This is a genomic window from Lentibacillus sp. Marseille-P4043 (assembly GCF_900258515.1).
GTDB lineage: Bacteria > Bacillota > Bacilli > Bacillales > Amphibacillaceae > Lentibacillus_C.
This window is the reverse complement of record NZ_LT984884.1, coordinates 2,368,026-2,393,848: the sequence shown is the minus strand read 5'-3', so window position 1 is coordinate 2,393,848 and position 25,823 is coordinate 2,368,026. Positions and strand designations below refer to the sequence as shown.

Here is a 25,823-nt window from a genome sequence, read left to right as displayed (position 1 = left end):
AACATAAAAGAGACTAGCGAAAAAGCGTTGATAAACTCCCACAAAATTTACTAAAAGGAAAGGAGTAAATAAGCTTTAAGCTAGTCTCACGTTTATATGAGTTTATCGTTAAGCACTTTCTTTAGGAAATTTTTTGTCACCTTGAGTAACCGTTCCATCATTAAAAACAAGTTTTGGACTGCCATCTTCTTCTGCTACTGTATCCTTTGTAATGACACATTTCTCAATATCTTCACGGGAAGGCAGTTCAAACATGACTTCCAACATAATACTTTCAATTATGGAACGTAAGCCACGCGCTCCGGTTTTTCGTTCAATAGCACTTTTAGCTATCTCTAGAAGCGCTCCCTCTTCAAACTCTAGCTCAACTTCATCCATTTGGAATAGTTTTTCATATTGTTTTACTAAGGCGTTTTTTGGTTTAGTCAAGATTTCAACTAATGCATCTTCATCCAATGGTTCTAATGCTCCGATCACTGGAAGTCTTCCAATAAATTCCGGAATAAGTCCGTAGCGGAGTAGATCCTCAGGTAATACTTTTGACAGTAATTCCCCTTTATCTAAATCCTGCTGACTTTCATTTGAACCAAATCCGATAACTTTTTTACCAAGTCGGCGTTTGATGATCTGATCAATTCCATCAAATGCACCACCACATATAAATAATACATTGGTTGTATCGATTTGGATAAACTCTTGATGTGGGTGTTTACGTCCGCCTTGTGGTGGAACACTTGCAACAGTACCTTCAAGGATTTTTAATAATGCTTGTTGGACACCTTCACCAGACACATCTCGTGTAATTGAAGGATTCTCTGATTTGCGAGCAACTTTATCAATTTCATCGATATAAATAATCCCTTTTTCAGCTTTCTCCACATCGTAATCCGCTGATTGGATTAATTTCAACAGAATATTCTCGACATCTTCACCCACATAACCTGCTTCAGTTAAGGAAGTCGCATCTGCAATTGCAAATGGAACATTAAGAATTCGTGCCAATGTTTGGGCAAGCAATGTTTTACCACTTCCAGTTGGACCTATCATTGCTATGTTACTTTTAGCCAATTCAACATCATCGGCATTTTTTGGTGCATTAATTCGTTTGTAATGATTATAGACGGCTACTGATAAATTTTTCTTCGCTTTTTCCTGCCCAATCACATAATCATCAAGAATTTCACAAATTTCCTTTGGCTTTGGGACTTCTTTGAATTCCGTTTCTTCTTCTGTACCAAGTTCTTCTTCTACTATTTCTGTACAAAGATCAATACATTCATCACATATATAAACACCAGGCCCAGCCACTAGCTTACGAACCTGATCCTGACTCTTTCCACAAAACGAACATTTTAATTGTCCTTTTTCTTCATTAAATTTAAACATTTTTTCACCCCTAAAAGTTCACTTCACTTTGCTCCTGAGATTTTATTACGTCGGTTTCAACTTTCTTAGCCAATCATATCAGATCATAAATAGAAAACAAAATAATATCCCTTTTCCAGTTACTCATGGAAAAATAACCTTCACTTTAATCTTTATTTTTTAATTATGGAGAAATTCATAAAAATGTCAAATCATAAGCCTGTATTTACTATATGCATTGGCAAATACAATAATCTAATCAAAAGAGAAAGTCTCTCTAAATCCTTTTCCACAGACAAAAACAAATGCCTAGATTGTATTTTTTACTTCATTCCAACATTTTTTATTTTTTTAAGTGAAAACAAGGCGCGAAAACTTCGCACCTTGTTTCTATTTTTCCTTTTTTAATTGTAAATAAACGTTGTTCTTTATCGTTGTTTATACAGTTTTGCTTTGATCAACTAAGAAATCAAGTGCCTTTTGGAACTTAAGATCTTCTTTAATTGCGTCCGTGTTTCCACCCAACATTTGTTTAAGCTGTTCAACATCTGTACCGTACATAGATGCCATTTTTTCAAGTTCTGCATCTGCATCCGCATCGGTTACTTCTAGTCCTTCATTATTGAAAATAGCTTCCAATGTAAGATTTGTTTTCACACGCTTTTCTGCATCTTCTTTCATTTGTTCACGCAATGCATTTTCGTCTTGTCCAGAGAATTGGAAGTACATTTCCAATGTCATGCCTTGCATTTGCAGACGCTGTTCAAACTCTTTTAACATGCGATCAAGTTCTGTATCAACCATTGCAGACGGGATATCTACTTCTGCGTTTTCAGATGCTTTTTCAATTAATGTTTCACGCTTTTGATTTTCGGCATCTTGTTTCTTCTGTGCTTCTAATTCTTCCTTTTTCTTAGCTTTTAGTTCATCTAATGTTTCTACTTCTTCATCAACGTCTTTTGCGAATTCATCATCAAGTTCTGGTAACTCTTTTGTTTTAACTTCATGGATTGTTACTTTAAATGTGGCTTTTTTACCTGCCAATTCTTCTGCATGGTAATCTTCCGGGAATGTGACTTCAATTTCAGTATCTTCTCCCGACTCTTTACCAACTAGTTCTTCTTCAAATCCTGGAATAAACTGACCTGAACCAATTTCTAATGAATGATTTTCACCTTTTCCACCGTCAAATGCTTCACCGTCGATAAATCCTTCAAAGTCCATCACAACAGTGTCACCTTGTTCTATTTTTCCTTCTTCTTTGACAATTAGCTCTGCATGATGTTCACGTTGATGTTCTATTTCATGATCAACATCCTCATTCGTCACCGTTACATCTTGCTCTTCCACTTCAAGACCTTTATATTCACCAAGGGTCACTTCCGGTTTAACAGTAACTTTTGCTGTAAAAACAAGGTCTTTTCCTTTTTCAATTTCTTCGATATCGACTGATGGTTGTTCAATCGGTTCAATACCGGTCGTTTCCACTGCCTTCATATAGGCATCAGGTAAAACAATGTCAACTGCATCTTGATAAAGTGATTCTACGCCAAAGCGATTTTCAAAAATTTTACGAGGTATTTTCCCCTTACGAAATCCTGGAATTTGTACCTCTTTGACGACTTTCTTAAATGCTTGATCTAATGCACGATCAAATTCTTCGGCACTAACGTCAAACGTTAATACTCCTTCATTTCCCTCTTGTTTTTCCCATTTTGCTGACATACTATTCCCTCCAAAATCTATTATTCCCATTAATTAATTGTTCACAATCATTAATTTTCAAATTACATATATGCTATATGTCTTGCAAATTTACAACCATTTTATTATAACATATTTACTAACCCTTTCAAGCATTTACTAACGGTCTATTCGTCAATGATCGATAAATATAATGCTTCACACATTTTAATTTCTTCTATGTAATGTAACGTTTTGTCATTTTTTACTTCATTCTTGTCTGGTAGATTCAAATACTGTTCACCAATAGTTATCAATGCATCAGCAATTGCAGCTGCATCTCCGCCCGGTGGCATAATTGGATAACGGACATAGGCATATTGATGTAGTATTTTTTCTAGTAAATGAAATAGTGTTGGATTAGTTTGTTCCAACTCGATGATTAATAAGAACGTTTGTTTAACCATTGTGTGTATGTTTAATTCGGCAATGTCTACTGGGTTTACGGTTAGTTGCAAACCTAGTTTATGTATATCAAACGATTGCGCAATATTCATCTCCTGCAACCATTGAAAAATCGCTGTTTTTGTAACTGGATGAATCGTATCGTCGGTCAGTAGTGGAACAATCATTTTTTGTTTTGGCTGAGCCTTTATATTTCGCATATTCTCGACCAACCGCCATTGTTTCATATGATCCTGATCTTCAATTGCTTGCACAAATTCATTTATGTACTTCATCATTTTTTCATCTTTCAATTGATCATTCATTTTTTGACTCATATCGTATAACTGCTCAAATTGTTCTCGATATGGACTTGGTACTTTTTCTGTTTGAAATTCATAATCTACTTGTTCTAGTAGTAAATTATACTGGCTTGTCTGGAACAGCAAAGTTAAATAAATATGTACATATTGAAAATAATTCTCATCTTTCTGAACAAGTAGCTCCTCACACAAGTCTTGTGCTTCATCATAATAAGCTAATTCCATCAAACAAATCAATTTCCCAATAATAATTTCATGGTTATTAACGTGATAATCTAATAACTTATTTAATTTTTTTAATGCTTCATCATATCTTTTTTCTTTAAGCGCAACTAAACTCTCTTCTTCAAGTATTACTTTCCATTTAGGAAAGAGTATTACATTATCGTGTTCGTGCATCCCATCACCCCTTTCGTTTTTACTATGTTATATTATAATACGGAATATACATACCCGAACGCAATAAAAACGAAACCTATCTGCGTTTCTTTTATATGTAAAAAAAGAAACCTATCTAAATCAGTATAGGTTTCTCTTGCTCGGTGACGTCCCAGGCAGGATTCGAACCTGCGACCCACAGCTTAGAAGGCTGTTGCTCTATCCTGCTGAGCTACTGGGACATTTCAATTATGTATGGAGCGGGTGAAGGGAATCGAACCCTCATCATCAGCTTGGAAGGCTGAGGTTTTACCACTAAACTACACCCGCATTTAGTATCAATTAAATATTAAATTTTATTTACGTTCAACATGCCCCTACATCTTCTAGTTTATTCAAGGCTGTTTTGTGCTTCGGGGCAACTCGCAGTTTACTCGGTGGATGTTTTGCTCGTGGCTGAGGTTTTACCACTAAACTACACCCGCATTTAGTATCAATTAAATATTATTCGAGTTCAACGTAGCCCGGCATCTTCTAACATATCTAAGAATTAGTAACTATAGATACTTTTTTAAGAGACAAGAATTATTATATCTACTAATGGCTTTTTTGTCAATACATAAATTCAAAATAACTGTAAAGGCTTACCAATTTCAGATGTTCCTCTAGCTATTGATAAGCCTTTACACAGTTTAAAAAGTGGTGTGGTATGTAAGCTCATCCACTATTTCTCCAGCAACTGTGTAAAAAAATACAGTTACATCGTCTTCTGTGCTCCATTCCATAAGCGCATACGTTTTTTCTTGTCTACCTTTAGGAAGGCGAATACTTCCGGGATTAATAAACAATTGATCACCAGATTTCTCAGCTCCAGCAATATGGGTATGTCCAAAACAGACAACACGAGCTCCTGTTTCTTGAGCACGATACGAAAGTGGCATTAGATTTCTCTTTACTTGATACAGATGTCCATGCGTTATATAGACATTTATATTTGCTACTGTTACAAGCTGTTCATCGGGAAATCTAGTGTCAAAATCACAGTTTCCTGCTACTTTAACAAATCCTGAAAGTTCTGGCGCATCTAAATCCAGTTCAGAATCGCCACAATGGATCATATAATCAACTGCTAAGTTTTCTTTTATTTGTTCAAGTTCGTTCGTTAGACCATGGCTATCACTAACTATTAAAATTTTTGGCAATACAATCCACCTCTTTTAATACATATAATGACATCATTCTCTTGAAAAACTACGTTAAAAATCCAGGCTCTAATTGGGAAATCGCCTTCTGACGATGACTTATTTTATTTTTCTCATCTGGTGTTAATTGAGCCATTGTTTTCATATAGCCTTCGGGAATAAAAATTGGATCATAGCCGAAGCCATGTGAACCTTTAGGTGAAAGTGCGATTTTCCCTTCACAAACTCCTTTGTGAAATGTAGTTTGTTGATTTGGTCGGGCAATGGCGAGTACACAAACAAAACGTGCGCGCCGCTGATTAAGTTGGACGTTATCTAATTCCTTTAATACCTTATTAATGTTTGCTTGATCATTTTTTTCCAGTCCTGCATATCGCGCAGAGTAGATGCCTGGTTGTCCATCCAATGCATCAATCACCAATCCCGAATCATCGGCCAGAACAGGAGTCCCCATTCTGTTTGCAATAGTTTCTGCCTTTAGAGCAGCGTTTTCTTCAAAAGTAGTACCTGTTTCTTCCACATCTGGTATTGTTTCAGGCAGATCCAAGAGCGAAATTGCATTCCAGCCAAACGGCGCGAAAAAATCATTAAACTCTTTTGCTTTTCCTTGATTTTTTGTCGCAATAATTATTTGGTTCATCTGCCTGCTCCTGTAGAATTATTTGGTGCTGTCTCTCCAATTCTATTTGCTAATTCACCTAATATTTCTTTTTGTTTTTCAATAATTTCCGACAATCCATCTGATGCAAGTTCAAGCATTGTTTGCAATTGATTCATTGTAAATGTTGCCTCTTCACCTGTCCCTTGGATTTCGACAAATTCACCGGCGCCCGTCATGACTATATTCATATCAACATCTGCTTTTGCATCTTCTTCATAATTCAAATCTAATATTTCTGTCCTGTCAGGTAAAACTCCTACAGAAGTTGCAGCCAAATAATCTGTAACCGGCATTTTAGTTAACGTTTTATTCTCCAAAAGTTTACCAAAAGCTTGTACAACAGCAACAAACGCCCCTGTAATTGACGCAGTTCGTGTCCCGCCGTCTGCTTGAATAACATCACAATCCACCCAGACGGTGCGTTCCCCAATCTTTTCTAAGTCAACAACTGCTCGTAATGACCTGCCAATTAATCGTTGGATTTCCATTGTCCTGCCACTTACTTTACCCTTAGATGATTCACGAATATTCCGTCGGTCAGTGGCTCGAGGTAACATTGCATACTCTGCTGTTATCCAGCCCTTCCCCTGTCCGCGCATAAATGGAGGAACTTTGTCTTCGATGCTTGCATTACATATTACTTTCGTGTCACCAACTTGTATTAAAACGGATCCCTCCGGATGTTTTACAAAATCAGATATGATGGTAATTGGTCGTAAACTATTTGTACTACGCTGGTCATTTCTCATATAATAACTCCTCCTTGTATCAACCATTATCGTAACATATTTTTCACTATCGCAACACGATCATACATCAGAGCTGAATTAGAAATCAGTTCAACTTTTATATTTCCCTATTCTGCATACCTCTTAATTTCCAAATAAAAAAGGAGGCTGTTCAATCCAGCCATCCCTGTTTATAATTTTTCAGTTGGTGAAATCATTTCCTTGGTTACCGGTTTATTATATTCTTCCCCATTTTCATTAAATAGTTTCTCCACATTCTCTACTTTTACCTGTACAGCTTCAACATTCTGCTGTTCCGTTAGGGTTCGAACGAGCGTACCCATAACATCATTCGATATCATTGTTTTTTCCGCATCTTCCATAATTTTTTTGTTAAAAACCAATTCCAGAACTCCACTGTCTAGTGTCGGATCAGCAGTCAGAGATACGCCGGAATTAAAAACCTGTTTTGTATTGACATTATACCCCGGACCATTGAATAACGAAGTAACTATCGAACGATAAAGTTCCTCTTCATCCGCTTTTATATGTTCGGTTATTGGGACAAAGTATTTTGAATCATTATATTCAGTAGGATAATACATGGTTACTGCTTTACTATCAATCAGATCAATTGTATCTGTATCCGTTAAATTAATACCATTTGCTCTTGAATAGCCTTCCCCAATTGGCGTTCCATTTACAGGCATTTCTTCTTGAGGATATCCATTTATGCGCAACTGGATTTTATCGACACTATCAAATTGTGTTAATGTATATGTCATTGCTTGCAGTATTTTCAATTCATTTTTTGCTTCATAATCCTCAAATTCCTTCGAGACATCTACGATTAATGTGCCATTTTCTTCTAAATCCAATCCTAGAATTTCGGTTCCTACTGGCAGAACTGCTTGAAATCCATTTGGCAACAAATTAGCGACTGGACCATCTTTAACTAAATACTCCAGCGCCTGTGAAGCAACTTCTTTTGAATCGTTTTTCGGTATTTCCAATGTTTGAGGTGCAACCATTCCATTTGCATCAATCAAAAATAATTGCCGCTCAACCGTTTCTTCGGTTGCGTCCTCATTTTCATCTGCCTTATCCTTTCCATTTTCAGCCTTCCCATCTGACTTTGCATTTTCTAGGTTATTTACCTTTTCTGCATCTTGTGGCGGATCCATCTTCTCTAATGATTGTTCCCCCTCAAAACAGCCTGTCAATATGATGGAAATGCTCATTATTCCAGCCAAAAGTAATATGCCGCGCTTCTTCATGATTTTCCCTCCTACGATGGTTTGTACTATTATATATACGAGCCCATCGTAAAATTAGACCAATCATTACAGAAAAAATATCAAGATTGCATAATCTTGATATTAACTAATGACTGCTTTTTCAATTGAAACGGTTTTAAAATCACTTATGGATGTTTTAAAAATTTCTTTCGCTATTCTACTAAAAATTGTTAAATCCCCTGTCGTATAAAATTGATGATTTGGAAACCGATTACCTCTATATAACAAATTGCGGAATTCTAAAATTGTACTTATTTCCCTGGCAGTTTCTTCACTTGAGGAAATAACAGTTACATGGCTGCCTATTACTTCTTGAATAGTATTTTTAAGTAATGGATAGTGTGTACACCCAAGTATCAATGTATCCATATGATTTTTTTCTTGTAACGGTTGTAACGCTTCCTTAACGACTTGCTGTGCTTTTTTACCTGCTATTATTCCTCGCTCCACCATTGGAACAAACATCGGACATGCTAAGGCGTTCACATGGATATCTGCCCGAATGTTCTTTAAAGATTCCGGGTATGCATTACTGTTAATTGTCCCTTCTGTTCCAATTACACCAATATAGCCATTTTCCGTAGATTTGATCGCTGCCCGTGCTCCAGGCTGGATAACACCTATTACCGGAATTGGTAATTCTTCTTGTAGCTCTGTTAGTGTAAAAGCGGTAGCAGTATTACAAGCTACAACTAACATTTTTATCTTCTTCTTTAATAAAAATTCGACCATTTCCCAGGTGAATTTTTTTACTTCTTCTTTTGACCTCGGTCCATATGGGCATCTCAATGTATCACCCAGATAAATTAATTTTTCTTTTGGCAGCTGACGCATAAGCTCATGCGCAACTGTTAAGCCTCCAACTCCCGAATCAATAACTCCAATTGCCGAATCCAAAAAAATCGCCTCATCTTTGCTGTTAGTTTTCGTGTATGCTTTTCATTTGTTCATATAATATTGTTAATAGCTCGTTTAGGGCACTTGTCTGTTCAAGTGAGAAACTTTTTAAAACTTCACCTAAATACTCTTGTCGTTTCGTAATAACCTCTTCAATAATGGTTTTTCCTTTTTTTAAAACACGTATCCGTACAACACGTCGATCATTGGTATCTCGCTTTCGTTCCACTAGTTTGTTTTTTTCCATCCGATCGACTAAGTCAGTTGTCGTACTAAATGCCAATCCATTCTTTCTCGATAGTTCTCCTATTGTTAAATCACCTTCATCAATTAGCCACTGTAGAGCAATAAACTGCGGAGAGGTGATGGGATAATTCGCTAATATTTTCCGACCATTTTGCTTGATAACACCTGCTATATAACGCAATCTTTTTTCTAAATCAGCTACCGATTCTGTTGAGATTTCATTTTTCAAGTGGGTTACCTCCCGTACATATGCTCAAACTCTTTTCTTATTTTAACACAAGAATAGTATAAGCGCCCATTTAGCAACATACAAACTGCTACTGTATTACATAGGGTTGCAGTTATTACCTGCTTAAGCGGAATAACTGTTAATTTGCTGGAATATTTCTAGCTGCCATTTCAATTTGTGCTCACCGATTACATACATTTTCATAAGCTATTAATGACTAAATAATTGCCCTTCATTCTGCAGCTCTATGACAGTAAGGAGGGGTTAACATTTGAAGGACAACGAGTATAAACCGAAGCAACTATTAACAAAACGGGAAAAGGAAGTATTCGAACTCTTAGTACAAGACAAAACAACAAAAGAAATTGCCCAGGAATTGTTTATATCTGAGAAGACTGTCCGAAACCATATTTCAAATGCTATGCAAAAATTAGGAGTCAAGGGGCGTTCACAAGCAGTAGTAGAGCTCCTTCGTATGGGGGAATTAAAGCTCTAACAAAAACCGGCTTTCGCTTAACGAAAGCCGGTTTTTTGTATCAAAACTCTTTTCGTAATGTTTATTACTTTTTAATTGCGTAGTTGATATATTATGTGCAATAACTAGAAATCAAGTTCGGAGCTTTGACAACCGCTACGGGAAAACACTACGCTTTCCGCGGGCACGGCTTCAGCCTCCGAAGCGGAAAACCGCCGCTTCGAAGTCTTCAGACACGTGCTGGGGCTGCGCTAACTCGCCCCACCGAAAACCATTGTTCCCGCAGGAGTCTACGTGTTTTCCCTTCGCTAGTAGGTGCTATTACTTGATATACATGCTATATCTACACAAAAATTAGGGAACTTCTACTAGCGGAGTCAGAATACGTAGACTCCTTGAAAATACAGTTCGATTTTCTGCGTGCGATGTAATGCTGCCGAAGCATTCCTTGTCCTATGAGAACAATGGTCTTCGGTGGGGCGAGTTAGCGCAGCCCCAGCACGAGCCCGAAGACCCCGCAGGACAAGGAAAACTTCAGTGGTATTACATCGCACGCAGAAAAAGTGGTTTTCTTTTTCAAGGAAGCGCTCTTTGCTTCCGAGGAGGCTGAGGCCGTGCCCATGGAAAGCGAAGTATTCTGACGGAGCGAATCCAAGTACTCATATACCATTGGAACGGGAAGAAAGTGTCACCAAAGAGAACTTCATTACTGCGCATTATATAGCTATTGTGTAACAAACAACAAATGTTTTCGATGGGGCGAGTAATCGCAGTCCCAATCTTTTAGTAAACACTCTTTATCAACGTTTCAGTTTTTGTTTCATAGATTCAGTTAATGCAACTGGTTTACCGGTTTCTGGATGAATATGTACTAATCGTCCTCTTCCAGTCAATGTTAGTTCTTCTTTATCATCTAATGCCATATAGTGAATGTCTACAGAAGTGTTTCCAATGCTATTCGCTTTTACATACAAGTTTATCTTATCATTAAAAAACATTTGTTTATGGTAATCACATTGTAAGTCTGCGACAACTGGTATGCCATCTTCATTCTGTGCATTATTGAATAATCCAATCGACTTCAAAAATTCAATACGAGCTTCCTCGAAGTAAATAAATGGGGATACATTATTAACATGACCATACATGTCAGTCTCTGAGAAGCGGATCTTAATTGGAATAAAAAAAGAAAACGATTCTCTCCACTTTTCCATATCCTCAATGTACGAAATTGATTTCATCACTTTCTCCTTTCCAATTTTGTTGTAAAAACAGTCACTAAAAATGTAAACGGTAACTTTTTGTACACCATTTAATTTTACTCTCTAAAAAAGGCCCTTACCATTTAGAGGTAAGGACCATGGTATTTATAAACTTAAAAACTTATTATTGCGCATTGTCACTGCCAAAGAAGTTTTTGAAAGCTTGTATATTTGTTGCCCGGTTCATTGCTGCGATAGAGGTCGTCAATGGAATACCTTTAGGACATACTTGCACACAGTTTTGTGCGTTTGAACATCCTGTTACACCGCCGTCTTCCATTAATGCTTCTAGCCGTTCACTCTTGTTCATTTCTCCAGTTGGATGCGCATTATATAGACGTGGTAATGAAAGTAGTGCTGGTCCAATAAAGTCTGATTTATCGTTAACATTTGGACAAGCTTCCAGACAAACACCACAAGTCATACACTTGGACAATTCATATGCCCATTGGCGTTTTTTCTCAGGCATACGTGGTCCTGGACCTAGATCATACGTACCATCAATCGGAATCCATGCTTTGATTCGTTTTAAATCATCAAACATACGCTCGCGATCAACAATTAAATCACGAACAACCGGAAATGTACTCATTGGTTCTAAACGAATTGGTTGTTCTAGTTTATCAACCAATGCCGCACAAGATTGACGTGCTGTTCCATTTATAACCATCGAACATGCACCACAAACTTCTTCCAAACAGTTCATTTCCCAATAAACTGGTGTTGTTTTCTCCCCATTTGCATTAATCGGATTTTGCCGTATTTCCATCAACCCAGAAATAACATTCATATTTGTTTTATAAGGAATATTAAATGTTTCCTCATAAGGAGCAGAATCTGGGCTGTCTTGTCGAGTTATGATAAATGTAACTGTTTTTTGTTCAGCCATCTTTTATTTTCTCCCCTTAGTGTTTTTTAGAGTAATCCCGCAATCTCGGTTCAATTAATGAAGTATCTACTTCTTCATAAGAAATCGTTGGAGCATTGTTTTCTTTATCAAATTGTGCAATTGTTGTTTTCAACCATTCCTCATCATTACGGTCAGGGAAATCAGGTTTATAGTGTGCACCGCGACTTTCATTACGGTTGTAAGCACCCATTGTTATTACACGAGCTAAATGAAGCATATTTTTCAATTGACGTGTGAACATAACACCCTGGTTGCTCCAGCGTGATGTGTCATTAATATTAATATTGTTCCAACGCTCTTGTAGCTCTTTAATTTTTTCATTAGTTTCAAGCAATTTATCATTGTAGCGAACTACTGTAACGTTTTCTGTCATTAATTCTCCAAGCTCTTTATGAAGCTGATAAGCGTTTTCTTCGCCCTTCATGTTCATAAGCTCTTCAAATTTATCCTGTTCTTCTTTTTGTTTAGCATCAAAAAGTTCGGATGACATATCTTCTACATGTGTATCAAGTCCGTCAATATATTTAATTGCGTTTGGTCCTGCAACGGAACCGCCATAAATAGCTGACAGTAATGAGTTAGCACCTAAACGGTTTCCACCATGTTGTGAATAATCACATTCTCCACAAGCAAAAACCCCCGGAATGCTAGTCATTTGATCAAAGTCTACCCAAAGTCCACCCATTGAATAGTGAACAGCAGGGAAAATTTTCATTGGAACTTTACGCGGATCATCACCGACGAATTTTTCATAAATTTCGATGATACCACCAAGTTTAACATCTAATTCTTTTGGATCCTTATGAGATAAATCAAGGTAAACCATATTTTCACCGTTAATACCTAATTTCTGGTTTACACAAACATCAAATATTTCACGTGTTGCAATGTCGCGAGTTACCAAGTTTCCATAAGCAGGGTATTTTTCTTCTAGGAAGTACCAAGGTTCACCATCTTTATAAGTCCAAATACGACCGCCTTCACCACGTGCAGATTCACTCATTAATCGTAGTTTATCATCACCAGGAATTGCTGTCGGATGAATTTGGATAAATTCACCATTAGCATATTTTGCACCTTGTTGATACAACGTACTAGCTGCAGATCCTGTATTAATCATGGAATTCGTTGATTTACCAAAAATAATTCCAGGACCACCAGTTGCCATAATGGTTGCATCTGAAGGGAATGATTTAATTTCATGTGATTTAATATTTTGTCCGACAATTCCTTTGCCAACACCTTCGTCATCAAGGATTGCTCCAAGGAATTCCCAGTTTTCATATTTTGTTACCAAACCATCTACTTCATAGCGTCTTACTTGTTCATCTAATGCATACAATAACTGTTGTCCAGTAGTTGCCCCTGCATATGCCGTACGATGATGCTCTGTTCCGCCAAAGCGTCGGAAATCTAGTAGACCTTCTGGAGTACGGTTAAACATAACTCCCATCCGGTCAAGCATGTTTATGATACTTGGTGCAGCATCACACATAGCTTTTACAGGTGGCTGGTTTGCCAAAAAGTCGCCACCATATACTGTATCATCAAAGTGTCTCCAGGTTGAATCCCCTTCACCTTTTGTATTAACGGCACCATTTATACCGCCTTGGGCACATACAGAGTGAGAACGTTTTACAGGCACGAGAGAAAATAAATCTACACGCACACCTGCTTCAGCTGCTTTTATTGTTGCCATAAGACCAGCCAGTCCACCGCCGACAACAATGACTTTGCGATTACTCATAATTAAAACTCACTCCCTGTTAATTGTCTTAAACTCCATAAGCAAATGTAATTAAAGCGCGTACACCGATATAACTAATTAGTAAGAATACGATTAGTGTAGCATATGTAGCAATTTTTTGTGACCTTGGTGATTGTGTAATACCCCATGACACCAAAAAACTCCACAATCCGTTTGCGAAATGGAATGTAGTTGAAATAACACCCACAATATAAAACCAGAACATTGCAGGATTTGTTAAAATACCTTCCATTAGATCAAAGTTTAGCGTTGCATTGCCAAGCCAAATTTGAATACGTGTTTCCCAAACATGCCATGCAATGAAGATAAGTGTGATAATTCCACTTACACGCTGTAGCAAATACATCCAATTTCGGAAATAACCATATCTTTTCGTATTACTCTTTGTTACGAATACAATATATACCCCTAATATTGCATGAAACAAAATTGGCAGATAAATGACTACTATTTCCAGTACAATCAAGAATGGCAGACTTTCCATAAATCCTGCTGCATCGTTAAAGCTTTCTGCTCCATACACAGCAAAATGGTTCACCACTAAGTGAACAATCAAAAATAACCCGATCGGAATTACTCCTAATAGTGAGTGAAGTCTGCGATAGCCAAACTCGCGTTGTTCCGCCATGTGTTACCCCCCTTAAGTTATGTAATATTATTTTGGTCTGCACTTGTTTCTAAACAGTAATGCCATTGTTTATTAGTTGTTCCCCTTTACTGCCTAAAAATGTACAATTTGTGACACATTTATTGTACTTCTATCTACAATGACCGTCAAGAAAACAAGACATAAATTTTTCTCTCTGTGATTATTCGCATGTTTTCGGTTATGTATAGCTTGTTATTTCGATCAGCAAAAGCTCAAAAGGAATAGAAAAGAAGAAATGAACCCTTGCGCAACTCCATAATTAAATGGATAATAAAAATAAACAAATCTCATCAATTTTTGGGGTGCAAAATAGATCGCTTTTTTAGAAAGAAAGGATGACATCAATGGCAAAGGATCAAAATTCACTATCCATTACCTTACTTGACGAGTTGCAATCATCTGGTGCTGGTTATAATGTGTTAAGATACATAAGTTTACCTGAATTATTAGGCTCTGAGGCAAACACACTCCTCTATTACATAGGAAAAGATTTGGCTCGAAAACTGGAAATACAATCATTGGAAGATGTCTATCATATTTTTGAGAAATTAGGATGGGGAAGGTTGGAACTGGTAAAAGAAAAAAGAAAAGAGCTTATTTTTAATCTTATGGCTGATTCAGTTGCAAACCGATTAAATGCTCCATTTCCCACTGAGTTCCGTATTGAGGCAGGCTTTCTTGCAGAATCACTACAATTAATTAAAGGTATATCATGTGAATGCCTAGAAGAAATCAACAAGAAAATCCTGCAAGTTGAATTTTCAGTGATTTATACATGAAAATAGTTTTTAAATAGACGAAAGGTACTGTTCTTAAAAAACAGTACCACCTTTTTTAATTTTCTTGATCATTTAAACGTGTAATAATTTGTTCTGCAGTATTTTTTGGTATACCAAGTTTTGTTAAATCCTCAAGTGACGCTTGTTTGATTTCTCCAACTGATTTGAAATGGGTTAACAGCAAACGCCTTCTCTTTTCGCCAACACCTGGTATTTTGTCCAACTCAGATTGGACTAAGTTTTTCCCGCGAAGCTGTCGATGAAACGAAATCGCGAATCGGTGAACCTCATCCTGAATTCGCTGTACGAGGTAGAATTCCTGTGATTGTCTAGATAAAGGAACTACTGTTGGTGGAAAACCATATAACAATTCACTTGTTTTATGTTTATCATCTTTTGCCAATCCACACAAAGGAACATCCAACCCCAATTCATTCTCCAACACATCTAAAGCGGCACTCATCTGCCCTTTGCCTCCATCGACAATAATTAAATCAGGAAGTGGTAATTTATCTTTTAAAACACGTGAATAACGCCGGCGAATAACTTCCCTCATCGTCTCATAATCGTCTGGACCTTCAACATTTTTTATCTTGTATTTCCGATAGTCTTTTTTATTTGCGCGACCATCAATGAAAACGATCATTGCTGAAACTGGGTCAGTTCCTTGAATGTTGGAATTATCAAATGCCTCAATCCGGTGAGGCGTTTCCACATTTAAAATCTCTCCCAATTGCTCGACTGCCTTAATAGTTCTAGACTCATCACGTTCAATCAATGAGAATTTTTCTTTCAAGGAAATGCCAGCATTTTTCGTTGCCAATTCTACTAGCTCTTTCTTTCTGCCACGTAATGGTACATGGACATCAATTTCTAATAGTTCCTTTAATATATCAGTATCACTACCAACAGGAACTAAAATTTGTTTTGGTTTAGGATGATTTTGATGTAAATAAAACCTACCAATATAACTGATAAATGTTTCCTCTGGTTCATCGAAAAATGGAAAAACAGACACATCCCGTTCGATAAGTTTTCCTTGTCTTACAAAAAAGACCTGAATACACATCCAACCTTTATCAAAACTATACCCAAATATATCACGGTTCACTTGATCATTTAAGGTGATTTTCTGTTGTTCCATCACAGCCTCAATATGATGGATTTGATCGCGCATTTCTTTTGCACGTTCAAAATTCAACTGTTCACTCGCTTCTAACATTTTACGATTGAGGTCATTTTTTATTTCCTTGTGACCACCATTTAAAAAGGAGGTAATGCTTTGGACAATCTCTTTATATGTTTCTTCAGACGGAGGTGTTTCCGAGCATGCTAGACATTGACCCATATGGTAATACAAACAAAAACGACCGGACGGGTTATTGCATTTTCTCAATGGATATAATCGGTCGAGCAGCTTTTTCGTTTCCCTAGCCGCCAATACATTAGGATAAGGGCCAAAATATTTACCTTTGTCCTTTTTAACTTTCCGTGTAATAAGCAGTCGCGGATGTCGTTCATGTGTAATTTTTAAATATGGGTATGTTTTATCATCTTTCAATAAGACATTGTATTTAGGGTCATACTTTTTGATTAAATTCATTTCCAAAATAAGTGCCTCAATTTCCGATGACGTCACAATGTACTCAAAGTTTTCAATTTCTTGAACCAACCGCTGTGTTTTACGATCGTTAGCGCCTGTAAAATAAGATCGGACTCGATTTTTTAACAATTTCGATTTTCCAACATAAATAACTGTATTTTGTCTATCTTTCATTAAATAGCAACCTGGTAATGCAGGGAGAACAGCTAATTTTTCTTTTATTATTTGATTCATTATATCCCCCTCTTAAAGAACACCTAATACAAATTAGTATAACGAAAGATAATCCCTTGCCACAATCGTAACAAGGGATTTTCTATGGTATCAATCGGTATATTGTGGACACGTTAACAAAAGATAACAAGTATGCCCAGCTTTAAATTAATTTACTACTTACGCATGTTTATTAATTAGTTCAACCAATGCTTCTTTTGGCTGAAAACCAATTACTTGATCTACAACATTTCCATCTTTAAATAACAATAATGTTGGGATACTCATGACGCCAAACTTACCAGCTGTTTCCTGGTTTTCATCTACATCAAGTTTTACGATTTGCACTTTTTCGCTCATTTCGCCATCAATTTCTTCTAACACTGGTGCAATCATTTTACAAGGTCCACACCACGGAGCCCAAAAGTCAGCTAAAACTAACCCTTCAGCTGTTTCCTTTGCGAAATTTTGATCTGTTACATGTGAAATTGCCATTTTATTTTTCCTCCTCAATCAAACATTAACTCTTTTCATGAGTATAACATCGTTCGTTGAACCTTGCGAATAGTTTGCTTGTAATGCCAGTATTTATTCACATTCATACGTAATAGAGCCTTCCCAATTATTGGGCAGGCTCTATAATTAATTATACCTTAACCTTTTCGAGTTCTTCAATTAGCATTGGAATTACATCAAACAGATCCCCAACGATACCATAGTCGGCAACGTTAAATATGTTTGCCTCTGGATCTTTATTGATTGCAACGATTACTTTCGAATTGGACATCCCCGCTAAATGCTGGATTGCACCCGAGATTCCACAAGCAATGTATAAATCCGGTGTTACCACTTTCCCTGTTTGTCCAATTTGCAGAGAGTAATCACAGTACTCTGCGTCACACGCGCCACGTGATGCTCCTACCGCACCACCTAATAGGTCGGCAAGTTCCTGTAACGGTTTAAAGCCTTCTTCACTTTTCACACCGCGGCCACCAGCTACAATTACTTTGGCTTCAGATAGATCAACACCTTCCGAAGCTTTACGTATCACTTCTTTAATAACCGTGCGAACATCCGAAATGTCTACATCTTTTGCAGTGATTTCACCTGTTCTAGATTCATCACGATCAAGTGCCGGAATGTTGTTCGGGCGAATTGTAATAAACGCGGGATCACTCGTGTTAATTTTCTTTTCAAAAGCTTTTCCTGAATAAATAGGTCTTACGAAAACCGCTTTGTCCCCGTCCAATTCAATATCTGTCACATCTGAAATTAAGCCACTTTCTAATTTACTTGCAAGTTTCGGTGTTAAATCCTTCCCGATTGATGTATGACCCATTACAATTCCACTAGGTGATTCTTCATTAATCACCGCCAAAACAGCTTGACCATATCCTTCTGATGTATACATTTTTAAATCGTCGTGTTTAATCGTGATAACACGATCCGCTCCATAGTATACCATTTCCTGGGCAATTGACTCTAATTCATTATCGCCACATACAACCCCAACAATTTCACCATCTGAATTTATTTTTTTCGCTGCAGCGATTGCTTCAAATGTAACATTACGCAATGAACCATCTCTTGTTTCACCAATAACTAGTAGTTTATCACTCATAAGTTTTTCTCCTTTCTAATATAAAGGTTTACAGTACTTTTGCATCGTTTTTAAGTAAAGAAACTAATTCTTGAACTTGGGCATCAAGTTCACCTTCAAGTACCTTACCAGCCTCTTTTTCTGGTGGTAAAAATATATCGATTGTCTTTGTTTTCGGTTCCAACTCATCTTCGTCAAGGTCAAGATCATCTATCTCTAACTCTTCTAATGGTTTTTTCTTCGCTTTCATAATCCCCGGAAGTGATGGATAACGCGGATCATTCAATCCTTGTTGACATGTGACAAGAACAGGTAAAGTCGTTTCGATTTTTTCAACGTCACCTTCAACATCCTTATCAATATTTACTTTGTCACCATCAATAGTAAGGTTAGTAATAGTCGTTACATATGAAATTCCAAGACGTTCTGCTAGTCTAGGCCCAACCTGACCGCTCGCTTCATCAATCGCCACGTTCCCAGCTAAGATTAAGTCAGCATCTTTATCTTCAAAAAACGCTTCCAAAATTTTGGTTGTCGTAAATTGGTCGCCGTCTTCCAAATCATCTTCCGTATTGATTAAAACTGCTTTATCAGCGCCCATGGCAAGTGCTGTACGAAGTTGTTTCTCTGACTCTTCATCACCAATAGTCACAACTGTAACTTCTCCGCCATGTGCATCACGCTGATTGATTGCTTCTTCTACTGCATATTCATCGTAAGGATTAATAATAAATTCTGCACCATCATCTTCAATTTGACCGTTAGATACAACAATTTTTTCTTCTGTATCAAACGTCTTTTTTAATAAAACATAGATATTCATGCGATATCCTCCTCTTTAATTCGTGTTCAACCGATATTATTTATCCTGGAAATTAGGCTTACGCTTTTCGATAAACGCTTGTACGCCTTCCTTTGCATCATTAGAACCAAATATTTCGCCAAAAGCTTTCGCCTCCGCTTTCGCTCCTGTTGCAAACTGATCAACGATCGAATACGGAATTAACTTCATTATTCGATTAATTGTTAATTTACTTTTAGCTACGATTTTTTCTGCTAGTTTCATAGCTTCGGCGAAAACTTCTTCATTTTCAACTACTCGATTTACAAGGCCCAAAGCTTGAGCTTCATGCGCACGAATAGGTTCCCCAGTTAAAATCATCTCGTACGCCTTCGCAGTTCCGACATATCGTGGTAACCGCTGAGTTCCGGCAAATCCGGGAATAATTCCGAGCGTTGATTCAGGTAATCCTAGTTTAGCATTTTCCGAAGCGATTCGAATATGACAGGACATAGCAAGTTCTAAGCCCCCACCTAAAGCCGCACCATGAATTGCCGCAATTACAGGTACATGAAAATGCTCGATTCGATCAAACAATTGCTGGCCTTTTTCAGACAACGATTGATAATCCGTGGCGTCTTGTAAAGAAGTAAATTCCTTGATATCAGCGCCTGCAGAGAAAAACTTCCCTTCGCCTTTTAGAACAACTGCTTTGATTGCTTCATCCTGTTCTATTTCATCAAGTTTTTCAGCTAGATCATTTATTAATGCACTTGATAAAGCGTTCGCAGGCGGACTTTTAATTGTTAATGTTGCAATGTGATTGTCTGTTTCATAAGCTAAGGTTCCCAAAGTTTAATCCTCCCTTTCTATTACTATCATAGCAGAAAATAAAACGACTAACTAGAAAAATGTGAAAGCGCTTTTCCTATTTTACAGAAAGTCCATTTATTAATAATCGATGGACTTGTGGAGCTTGACTTACTAAATCATATTTTTGTTCCTTCATAACCCAGTTTGTTACAATTTCATCCAAGGTGCCGAAAATCATCTGTCGCACTAGTGGAAGGTTTAAACTTTCTTGAAAAATATGTTCTTCAATGCCTTCCAAAATGAGATTATCAATAACAGCTAAATAAGGTTTTAAAACACTATTAATCTTTAAACGTAAATCTGTATTTGATTGGCGTAGTTCTAATTGTGTTACAATTGCCAAATTATGATCTTGCGCAAGTTGATGAAAGTGCATTTCAATTAATGTATGCAGTTTTTCACTCGCATTATGTTTTTTATCAATACTGATGGCGATTTGTTCAACAAACTGTCCCATTTTCTCTTCAAACAAAGAAACTAAAATATCTTCTTTGTTTGCAAAATATAAATATATTGTTCCATCAGCGACGCCAGCCTTTTTGGCAATTTTAGAAACTTGTGACGCATGGTAACCGTTTTCCGCGATAACTTCAACAGCTGCTTCAATAATTTGTTTGTATTTTGGCTTATTTTTCTTCATTTCTATCTCCTTAGTGCTACCTTGGCATAAAATATGAATGAATGATCATTCATATTTTATATTGTACCGATACAAATAGATTATGTCAATATAGAACTTGTCTTATTTTTCAGGAAAAAAGGGAGCACGAAGCTCAGACAGTTTTGCTGTTTTCTTGCATTTTTTCTTTTTCTTCATCAACTAAACTTCTTCTTAAAATTTTACCAACTGCCGTTTTTGGCAATTCATCACGGAACTCGTATATTTTGGGTACTTTATATGCCGCTAGATGTTTACGGCAATATTTATTCAGATCTTCCTCTTTAAGTTTATAACCTGATTTCAATACCACGTAGGCTTTAACGGTCTCACCACGATACGCATCAGGTACACCTGCAACAACAGCTTCCTGAACACCTTCATGTTCATATAAAACTTCCTCTACTTCCCTTGGATAAATATTGTATCCTCCAGCAATTATCATATCCTTTTTACGATCGACAATATAAAAATAACCCTGTTCATCCATATAGCCGAGATCGCCTGTGAAAAGCCATCCATCCTTCAGTACCTTTTCAGTTTCTTCGGGGTTGTTCCAATAGCCTTTCATTACTTGCGGTCCCTTCACTGCTAGTTCACCAACATCACCGATTTCTGCCTCATCTAATGAATCCGGCAAGAAAATTTTAGCGTGTGTATCAGGCCATGGAATTCCAATACTTCCGTTCACACGTTCTGTCCAAACGAAATTGGCATGGGTTACAGGAGATGATTCGGTCAATCCATATCCTTCAACTAACCGGCCTTTGGTTACTTTTTCAAACTGCTCCTGTACCTCAACCGGTAGTGGAGCTGAACCACTTATACAGGCTTCTATTGATGATAGATCATATTTTTTTAAATTGGGATGATTTAATAAACCAACATAAATTGTCGGTGCTCCTGGAAATAACGTAGCTTTTTGCTTTTGGATTGTTTTTAGAACTTCTTCCGCATCGAATTTTGGTAGTAAAACCATCTTCGATCCAAACATAATCGACATGTTCATGACTGTTGTCATACCATAAACATGGAAAAATGGTAACACACCTAACACAACTTCTTTTCCTTGCTTTGCTTTGTATAACCAAGCTTGACACATTTGAACATTTGCAACGAGATTGAAGTGTGTCAACATAACACCTTTTGGATGTCCTGTCGTTCCACCAGTATATTGTAATAAAGCTAAATCTTCTTTAGGGTTTACCTCGACTTCTGTGTAGTTATCTGATGTGTTTGCAATAATATCCTTCCATACATGGGTATCCTCGGTATGCTCAACTTTAACAACCATATTATATTGCTTTTTTTGGATAAACGGATAAACAATGTTTTTTGGAAATGGCAAATAATTCTTAATAGCTGTAACGATTGTATGTTTAACAGACGTTGCTTCTTTTACGTTATTAACCCTTGGTAATAAGATATCCATGCAAACGATAAACGTAGCACCTGAATCGTTCAATTGATATTCAAGTTCCCGTTCTTTATATAAAGGATTTGTTTGTACTACGGTTGCCCCAGCCATCAATGCTCCATAATAGCTAATTACAGACTGTGGACTGTTCGGTAACATTACCGCAACACGGTCACCTTTTTTCAAACCAAGCTGCTGCATGTAATGAGCCATTTTCTTTGCTTGTAAATAGACTTCCGCAAATGAAATTTCTTTCCCCATAAAATGAAGCGCTTTCTTTTCTTTGTATCGTTTAGCACCTTCTATCAAAAAAGCGTGTAATGGCTTCTCATCATAGGAAATACTTGTTGGTATTTCCTTTGGATAATGAGAATGCCATATTTTTTCCTCCCCCATTTAATCTCCTCCTTATACTATATATTTACAGTATAACGATTCATTTGTCTTTTTTGAAATATTTTTGTTCAATTTACTGAAAATATTTAAGTTTTATAATAAATACACAACGCCTACAACAATAAAAATAACCGCTACAACAAGTAATACTTTAGCTAACGTTTCCACTCTCGTTCTCCCCTTATCCTATACTTGCCCCAATCACGAAGGATAATCCCACTGAAATCAACATGGAAATAAATCCCACTGCCTTATTTCCTTTTCCAATCTCTTTATCGATTTTTATTGTTGGTGTTAGAAATTCAAAAATGAAATAACCAACCAACAACAATAAAAATCCAAATACTCCCCAGCCGATACTTTGTAAAAGCGTATCATTGTGTTCGATGGAGTAGCGAAAAATGTTGGCAATACCAAATATTTTCCCGCCTGTTGCCATTGCTACCGCAAAATTTCCTTTCTTGATTTGTTCCCAATTCTTATAAGATGTAACTAGCTCGAACACCGCCAAAAATACAATCGTACATAAAATAACCACACTATAGCGTGCTGCAGTCTCAACAAAAACGTTTTCCCAAAAACCATTCATCTTTGAACACTCCATTCCCCACCCACGTTACGCTGTGTGTTATTGTAATTCTATGATCGTTACACCGCTTCCACCTTCACCCATCGATCCATAACGACTATTCTTGATTCTTGGATGCCGCTTCGCAAATTCCTGCACACCTGTCCGAAGTGCTCCTGTTCCTTTCCCGTGTATAATTGATACTTTCGCATAACCAGCTAGTAATACATCATCAATATACTTTTCTAAACGGAGTAGGGCTTCTTCATAGCGCTCCCCACGCAAATCAAGTTCTGGACGCACGTGATAGTTTGACCCTTTAACAGTTGTTAATGGTTTTTCCATCGTTTTCTTTTGCTTTCCAACAGCCTGAAGATCATTTCGTTTTACCTTTACCTTCATAATCCCTACCTGAACAAGGTACTCGTCTTCATTCACTTTTTCCAAAACCGTTCCTTGTTGGTTCACGGTTAGCAATTTAATCTCATCACCAGGATGCAGTACATTTTTGGACTGTTTTTTTGGTTTGTTTGCTTGTGTTGATTGCTTGGAGGAAAGGTTCGGTTTTGCCTCTTCAAGCATCTTTTTCGCTTCGATCCATTCATGCTCTTTTAAATCAGCGGCGGATTTCATGCCACGAATCTCATCGATAATAAGTTCTGCTTCTTCCCTTGCTTTTTGTAATGCTTTTTCAGCCTTTTTCTCAGCCTTTTTGTATAATTCTTCACGCTTATGTTCAAACTGCTTCCACTCTTTTTGAATTTCATTACGCAGTTCTTCACTTTTCATTAATGTCTGATGAGCTTCTTCATAGTCCTTCTCAGCTTGTATTTGTGATCGTTCCAACGAAGCAATCATATTTTCAACACTTTTCGAATCGACACCAACTTGATCTTTTGCGCGTTCTATTATGGAATCATTTAATCCTAACCGCTTAGAAATTTCAAATGCATTACTTCTTCCAGGAACACCGATTAATAATCGATAAGTCGGCTGCAATGTTTCCACATTAAATTCCACCGAGGCATTAATCACATTTTCTCTGTTATAGCCATATGCTTTTAATTCTGGATAATGAGTCGTTGCTATCACACGCGCATCCCTTGATACCACTTCATCTAAAATAGACATTGCAAGTGCTGCACCTTCTTGTGGGTCTGTTCCTGCACCAAGTTCATCAAATAATACCAATGTCTTATTATCAACTTGTTCGATAATATTAACGATGTTTGTCATGTGTGAAGAAAAAGTACTTAAGTTTTGTTCAATCGATTGTTCATCACCAATATCAGCAAAAACATTTTCAAAAACAGCCATTTCGCATCCATCATATGCAGGGATTTGCAGCCCGGATTGCGCCATTAAAGTACATAAACCAATCATCTTCAAAGTTACTGTTTTCCCACCAGTATTAGGTCCAGTAATTACGATTGATGTATAATCTTTCCCTATTTCAATATCGTTGGCAACCACATTATCAGTCGAAATCAAGGGATGATGTGCCTGCCTCATCTTAATAAAACCTTGATCATTCATCTTCGGCATTGCTGCTTTCATTTGCTTACCTAGCTTAGCGCGGGCAAACATAAAATCAATTTTAGCTAGCACAGAAACATTTTCGAGTAAAAATGTTTCGGCTCCAGCAATATATTCACTTAACTCACGCAAAATACGCTCTATTTCCTGTTTTTCTGCCACTTTAGCTTCTTGCAATTGATTATTAAGATCAACAACAGCTTTTGGTTCCATGAACAACGTTTGTCCTGATGCAGACTGATCATGCACAATCCCACCAATTGCCCCTCGGTACTCTTGCTTAACCGGCAACACATAACGGTCATTTCGAATCGTTATGATCGCGTCAGAAAGCATGTTACTATTTGATTTTGTGTAATTATCTAGTTTATCGCGAACCCTTGATTCATACGTGCGAATGGAAGAGCGAATACTACGCAATTTAACTGATGCACTGTCCATCACTTGTCCATGATCATCGATACAGCTTTTTATCTGACGTTCCAACTCACGTAAAGGTGTAATCTGTTCAACTAGTCCCTCTAAAATGGGCAGATTTTTCTCTAGTTTTATGACAAACTCTTTGACTTGTCTCCCACCATAAATCGTATTGGCAACATCAAGGCATTCACTAGTATTTAATATACCACCAATGACGCTTCGCTTAACGCTTGCCCGTATATCAGATATACCACCAAGTGGGATCGATAAATTTAGTCGTTCTACTTGTCCAGCTTCATCCGTTTCTTGTTGCAAAGTTTTCACTTCCTGCAAACCTGTTGCTGGCTTTAATAAGGACACAAGATCCTTTCCCAGTGATGTTGCGGCCTGGTTAGATAGATATTCCAATATTTTATTAAATTCAAGTACTTGGAGAATACGTTCATTCATTCCTGCTTACT

The 25,823-nt window shown here is 37.1% G+C and carries 24 protein-coding genes and 2 tRNA genes; 2 read left to right on the top strand and 24 right to left on the bottom strand.

Annotated features, from left to right (window positions below; all coding sequences use genetic code 11):
• Window positions 1-108: 108 nt before the first annotated feature.
• The 11 genes from clpX to C8270_RS11600 all read right to left on the bottom strand — a co-directional run bounded on the left by clpX (window position 109) and on the right by C8270_RS11600 (window position 9,454).
• Window positions 109-1,386: an ATP-dependent protease ATP-binding subunit ClpX gene (gene clpX / locus C8270_RS11650; protein WP_106496995.1), complete on the bottom strand. Its 1,278-nt coding sequence runs from the start codon at window positions 1,384-1,386 to the stop codon at window positions 109-111.
• Window positions 1,387-1,803: 417 nt separating this feature from the next.
• Window positions 1,804-3,090 carry a trigger factor gene (gene tig / locus C8270_RS11645; protein ID WP_106496994.1) on the bottom strand — a complete coding sequence of 429 codons (1,287 nt, stop codon included), beginning with the start codon at window positions 3,088-3,090 and terminating at the stop codon, window positions 1,804-1,806.
• Window positions 3,091-3,236: 146 nt separating this feature from the next.
• The gene (locus C8270_RS11640) at window positions 3,237-4,214 is read right to left on the bottom strand and encodes a tetratricopeptide repeat protein (protein WP_106496993.1); all 978 of its coding nucleotides are present in this window, start codon (window positions 4,212-4,214) and stop codon (window positions 3,237-3,239) included.
• Between the two features lie 147 nt (window positions 4,215-4,361).
• Window positions 4,362-4,435, bottom strand: a tRNA-Arg gene (locus C8270_RS11635).
• A gap of 14 nt (window positions 4,436-4,449) precedes the next feature.
• Window positions 4,450-4,523, bottom strand: a tRNA-Gly gene (locus C8270_RS11630).
• Window positions 4,524-4,885: 362 nt separating this feature from the next.
• Window positions 4,886-5,395: a metallophosphoesterase gene (locus tag C8270_RS11625; RefSeq protein WP_106496992.1), complete on the bottom strand. Its 510-nt coding sequence runs from the start codon at window positions 5,393-5,395 to the stop codon at window positions 4,886-4,888.
• A 49-nt stretch (window positions 5,396-5,444) separates the two neighbouring features.
• Window positions 5,445-6,035, bottom strand: coding sequence for an XTP/dITP diphosphatase (locus C8270_RS11620; protein ID WP_106496991.1), 591 nt, complete (start codon window positions 6,033-6,035; stop codon window positions 5,445-5,447).
• Complete coding sequence (rph, locus tag C8270_RS11615; protein WP_106496990.1) at window positions 6,032-6,805, bottom strand: ribonuclease PH; 774 nt, start codon at window positions 6,803-6,805, stop codon at window positions 6,032-6,034. Before rph ends, C8270_RS11620 begins: the two co-directional genes overlap by 4 nt.
• A gap of 170 nt (window positions 6,806-6,975) precedes the next feature.
• A complete protein-coding gene (locus C8270_RS11610; protein WP_106496989.1) occupies window positions 6,976-8,061 on the bottom strand; it encodes a GerMN domain-containing protein in 1,086 nt (361 codons plus the stop codon).
• Window positions 8,062-8,163: 102 nt separating this feature from the next.
• Complete coding sequence (racE, locus tag C8270_RS11605; RefSeq protein WP_106496988.1) at window positions 8,164-8,979, bottom strand: glutamate racemase; 816 nt, start codon at window positions 8,977-8,979, stop codon at window positions 8,164-8,166.
• Between the two features lie 22 nt (window positions 8,980-9,001).
• A complete protein-coding gene (locus C8270_RS11600) occupies window positions 9,002-9,454 on the bottom strand; it encodes a MarR family winged helix-turn-helix transcriptional regulator (protein ID WP_106496987.1) in 453 nt (150 codons plus the stop codon).
• A 271-nt stretch (window positions 9,455-9,725) separates the two neighbouring features.
• Here C8270_RS11600 and C8270_RS11595 point away from each other — a divergent pair, with 271 nt between their 5' ends.
• Window positions 9,726-9,950 (top strand): helix-turn-helix domain-containing protein, encoded by a 225-nt coding sequence (locus C8270_RS11595; RefSeq protein ID WP_010651078.1) that lies wholly within the window; start codon window positions 9,726-9,728, stop codon window positions 9,948-9,950.
• 779 nt (window positions 9,951-10,729) lie between these two features.
• Here the strand turns inward: C8270_RS11595 and C8270_RS11590 are convergent.
• From C8270_RS11590 to C8270_RS11575, 4 genes are all read right to left on the bottom strand, one after another.
• Window positions 10,730-11,170 carry an acyl-CoA thioesterase gene (locus C8270_RS11590; RefSeq protein WP_106496986.1) on the bottom strand — a complete coding sequence of 147 codons (441 nt, stop codon included), beginning with the start codon at window positions 11,168-11,170 and terminating at the stop codon, window positions 10,730-10,732.
• A 145-nt stretch (window positions 11,171-11,315) separates the two neighbouring features.
• Window positions 11,316-12,080, bottom strand: coding sequence for a succinate dehydrogenase iron-sulfur subunit (gene sdhB / locus C8270_RS11585; RefSeq protein ID WP_106496985.1), 765 nt, complete (start codon window positions 12,078-12,080; stop codon window positions 11,316-11,318).
• A 16-nt stretch (window positions 12,081-12,096) separates the two neighbouring features.
• On the bottom strand, window positions 12,097-13,848 hold the full coding sequence (gene sdhA / locus C8270_RS11580) for a succinate dehydrogenase flavoprotein subunit (RefSeq protein ID WP_106496984.1): 1,752 nt from the start codon (window positions 13,846-13,848) through the stop codon (window positions 12,097-12,099).
• Window positions 13,849-13,876: 28 nt separating this feature from the next.
• The gene (locus tag C8270_RS11575; protein WP_106496983.1) at window positions 13,877-14,497 is read right to left on the bottom strand and encodes a succinate dehydrogenase cytochrome b558 subunit; all 621 of its coding nucleotides are present in this window, start codon (window positions 14,495-14,497) and stop codon (window positions 13,877-13,879) included.
• Between the two features lie 365 nt (window positions 14,498-14,862).
• On the opposite strand from C8270_RS11575, the gene C8270_RS11570 reads away from it, so the two are divergent.
• Window positions 14,863-15,297 carry a YslB family protein gene (locus C8270_RS11570; RefSeq protein WP_106496982.1) on the top strand — a complete coding sequence of 145 codons (435 nt, stop codon included), beginning with the start codon at window positions 14,863-14,865 and terminating at the stop codon, window positions 15,295-15,297.
• A gap of 55 nt (window positions 15,298-15,352) precedes the next feature.
• Here the strand turns inward: C8270_RS11570 and uvrC are convergent, their stop codons facing one another.
• From uvrC to C8270_RS11525, 9 genes are all read right to left on the bottom strand, one after another.
• Window positions 15,353-17,134, bottom strand: coding sequence for an excinuclease ABC subunit UvrC (uvrC, locus tag C8270_RS11565; RefSeq protein ID WP_106496981.1), 1,782 nt, complete (start codon window positions 17,132-17,134; stop codon window positions 15,353-15,355).
• A gap of 159 nt (window positions 17,135-17,293) precedes the next feature.
• On the bottom strand, window positions 17,294-17,608 hold the full coding sequence (trxA, locus tag C8270_RS11560) for a thioredoxin (protein WP_106496980.1): 315 nt from the start codon (window positions 17,606-17,608) through the stop codon (window positions 17,294-17,296).
• 151 nt (window positions 17,609-17,759) lie between these two features.
• Window positions 17,760-18,734 (bottom strand): electron transfer flavoprotein subunit alpha/FixB family protein, encoded by a 975-nt coding sequence (locus C8270_RS11555; RefSeq protein WP_106496979.1) that lies wholly within the window; start codon window positions 18,732-18,734, stop codon window positions 17,760-17,762.
• Window positions 18,735-18,762: 28 nt separating this feature from the next.
• Window positions 18,763-19,536, bottom strand: a complete 774-nt coding sequence (locus C8270_RS11550) for an electron transfer flavoprotein subunit beta/FixA family protein (protein ID WP_106496978.1) — start codon at window positions 19,534-19,536, stop codon at window positions 18,763-18,765.
• A 36-nt stretch (window positions 19,537-19,572) separates the two neighbouring features.
• Window positions 19,573-20,346, bottom strand: a complete 774-nt coding sequence (locus tag C8270_RS11545) for an enoyl-CoA hydratase (protein WP_106496977.1) — start codon at window positions 20,344-20,346, stop codon at window positions 19,573-19,575.
• 76 nt (window positions 20,347-20,422) lie between these two features.
• Window positions 20,423-21,007 carry a TetR/AcrR family transcriptional regulator gene (locus C8270_RS11540; protein WP_106496976.1) on the bottom strand — a complete coding sequence of 195 codons (585 nt, stop codon included), beginning with the start codon at window positions 21,005-21,007 and terminating at the stop codon, window positions 20,423-20,425.
• Between the two features lie 133 nt (window positions 21,008-21,140).
• Complete coding sequence (locus tag C8270_RS11535) at window positions 21,141-22,838, bottom strand: long-chain-fatty-acid--CoA ligase (RefSeq protein ID WP_106496975.1); 1,698 nt, start codon at window positions 22,836-22,838, stop codon at window positions 21,141-21,143.
• Window positions 22,839-23,019: 181 nt separating this feature from the next.
• Complete coding sequence (locus tag C8270_RS11530) at window positions 23,020-23,427, bottom strand: DUF350 domain-containing protein (protein WP_106496974.1); 408 nt, start codon at window positions 23,425-23,427, stop codon at window positions 23,020-23,022.
• Window positions 23,428-23,466: 39 nt separating this feature from the next.
• Window positions 23,467-25,812 (bottom strand): endonuclease MutS2, encoded by a 2,346-nt coding sequence (locus tag C8270_RS11525; protein WP_106496973.1) that lies wholly within the window; start codon window positions 25,810-25,812, stop codon window positions 23,467-23,469.
• Window positions 25,813-25,823 lie beyond the last annotated feature (11 nt).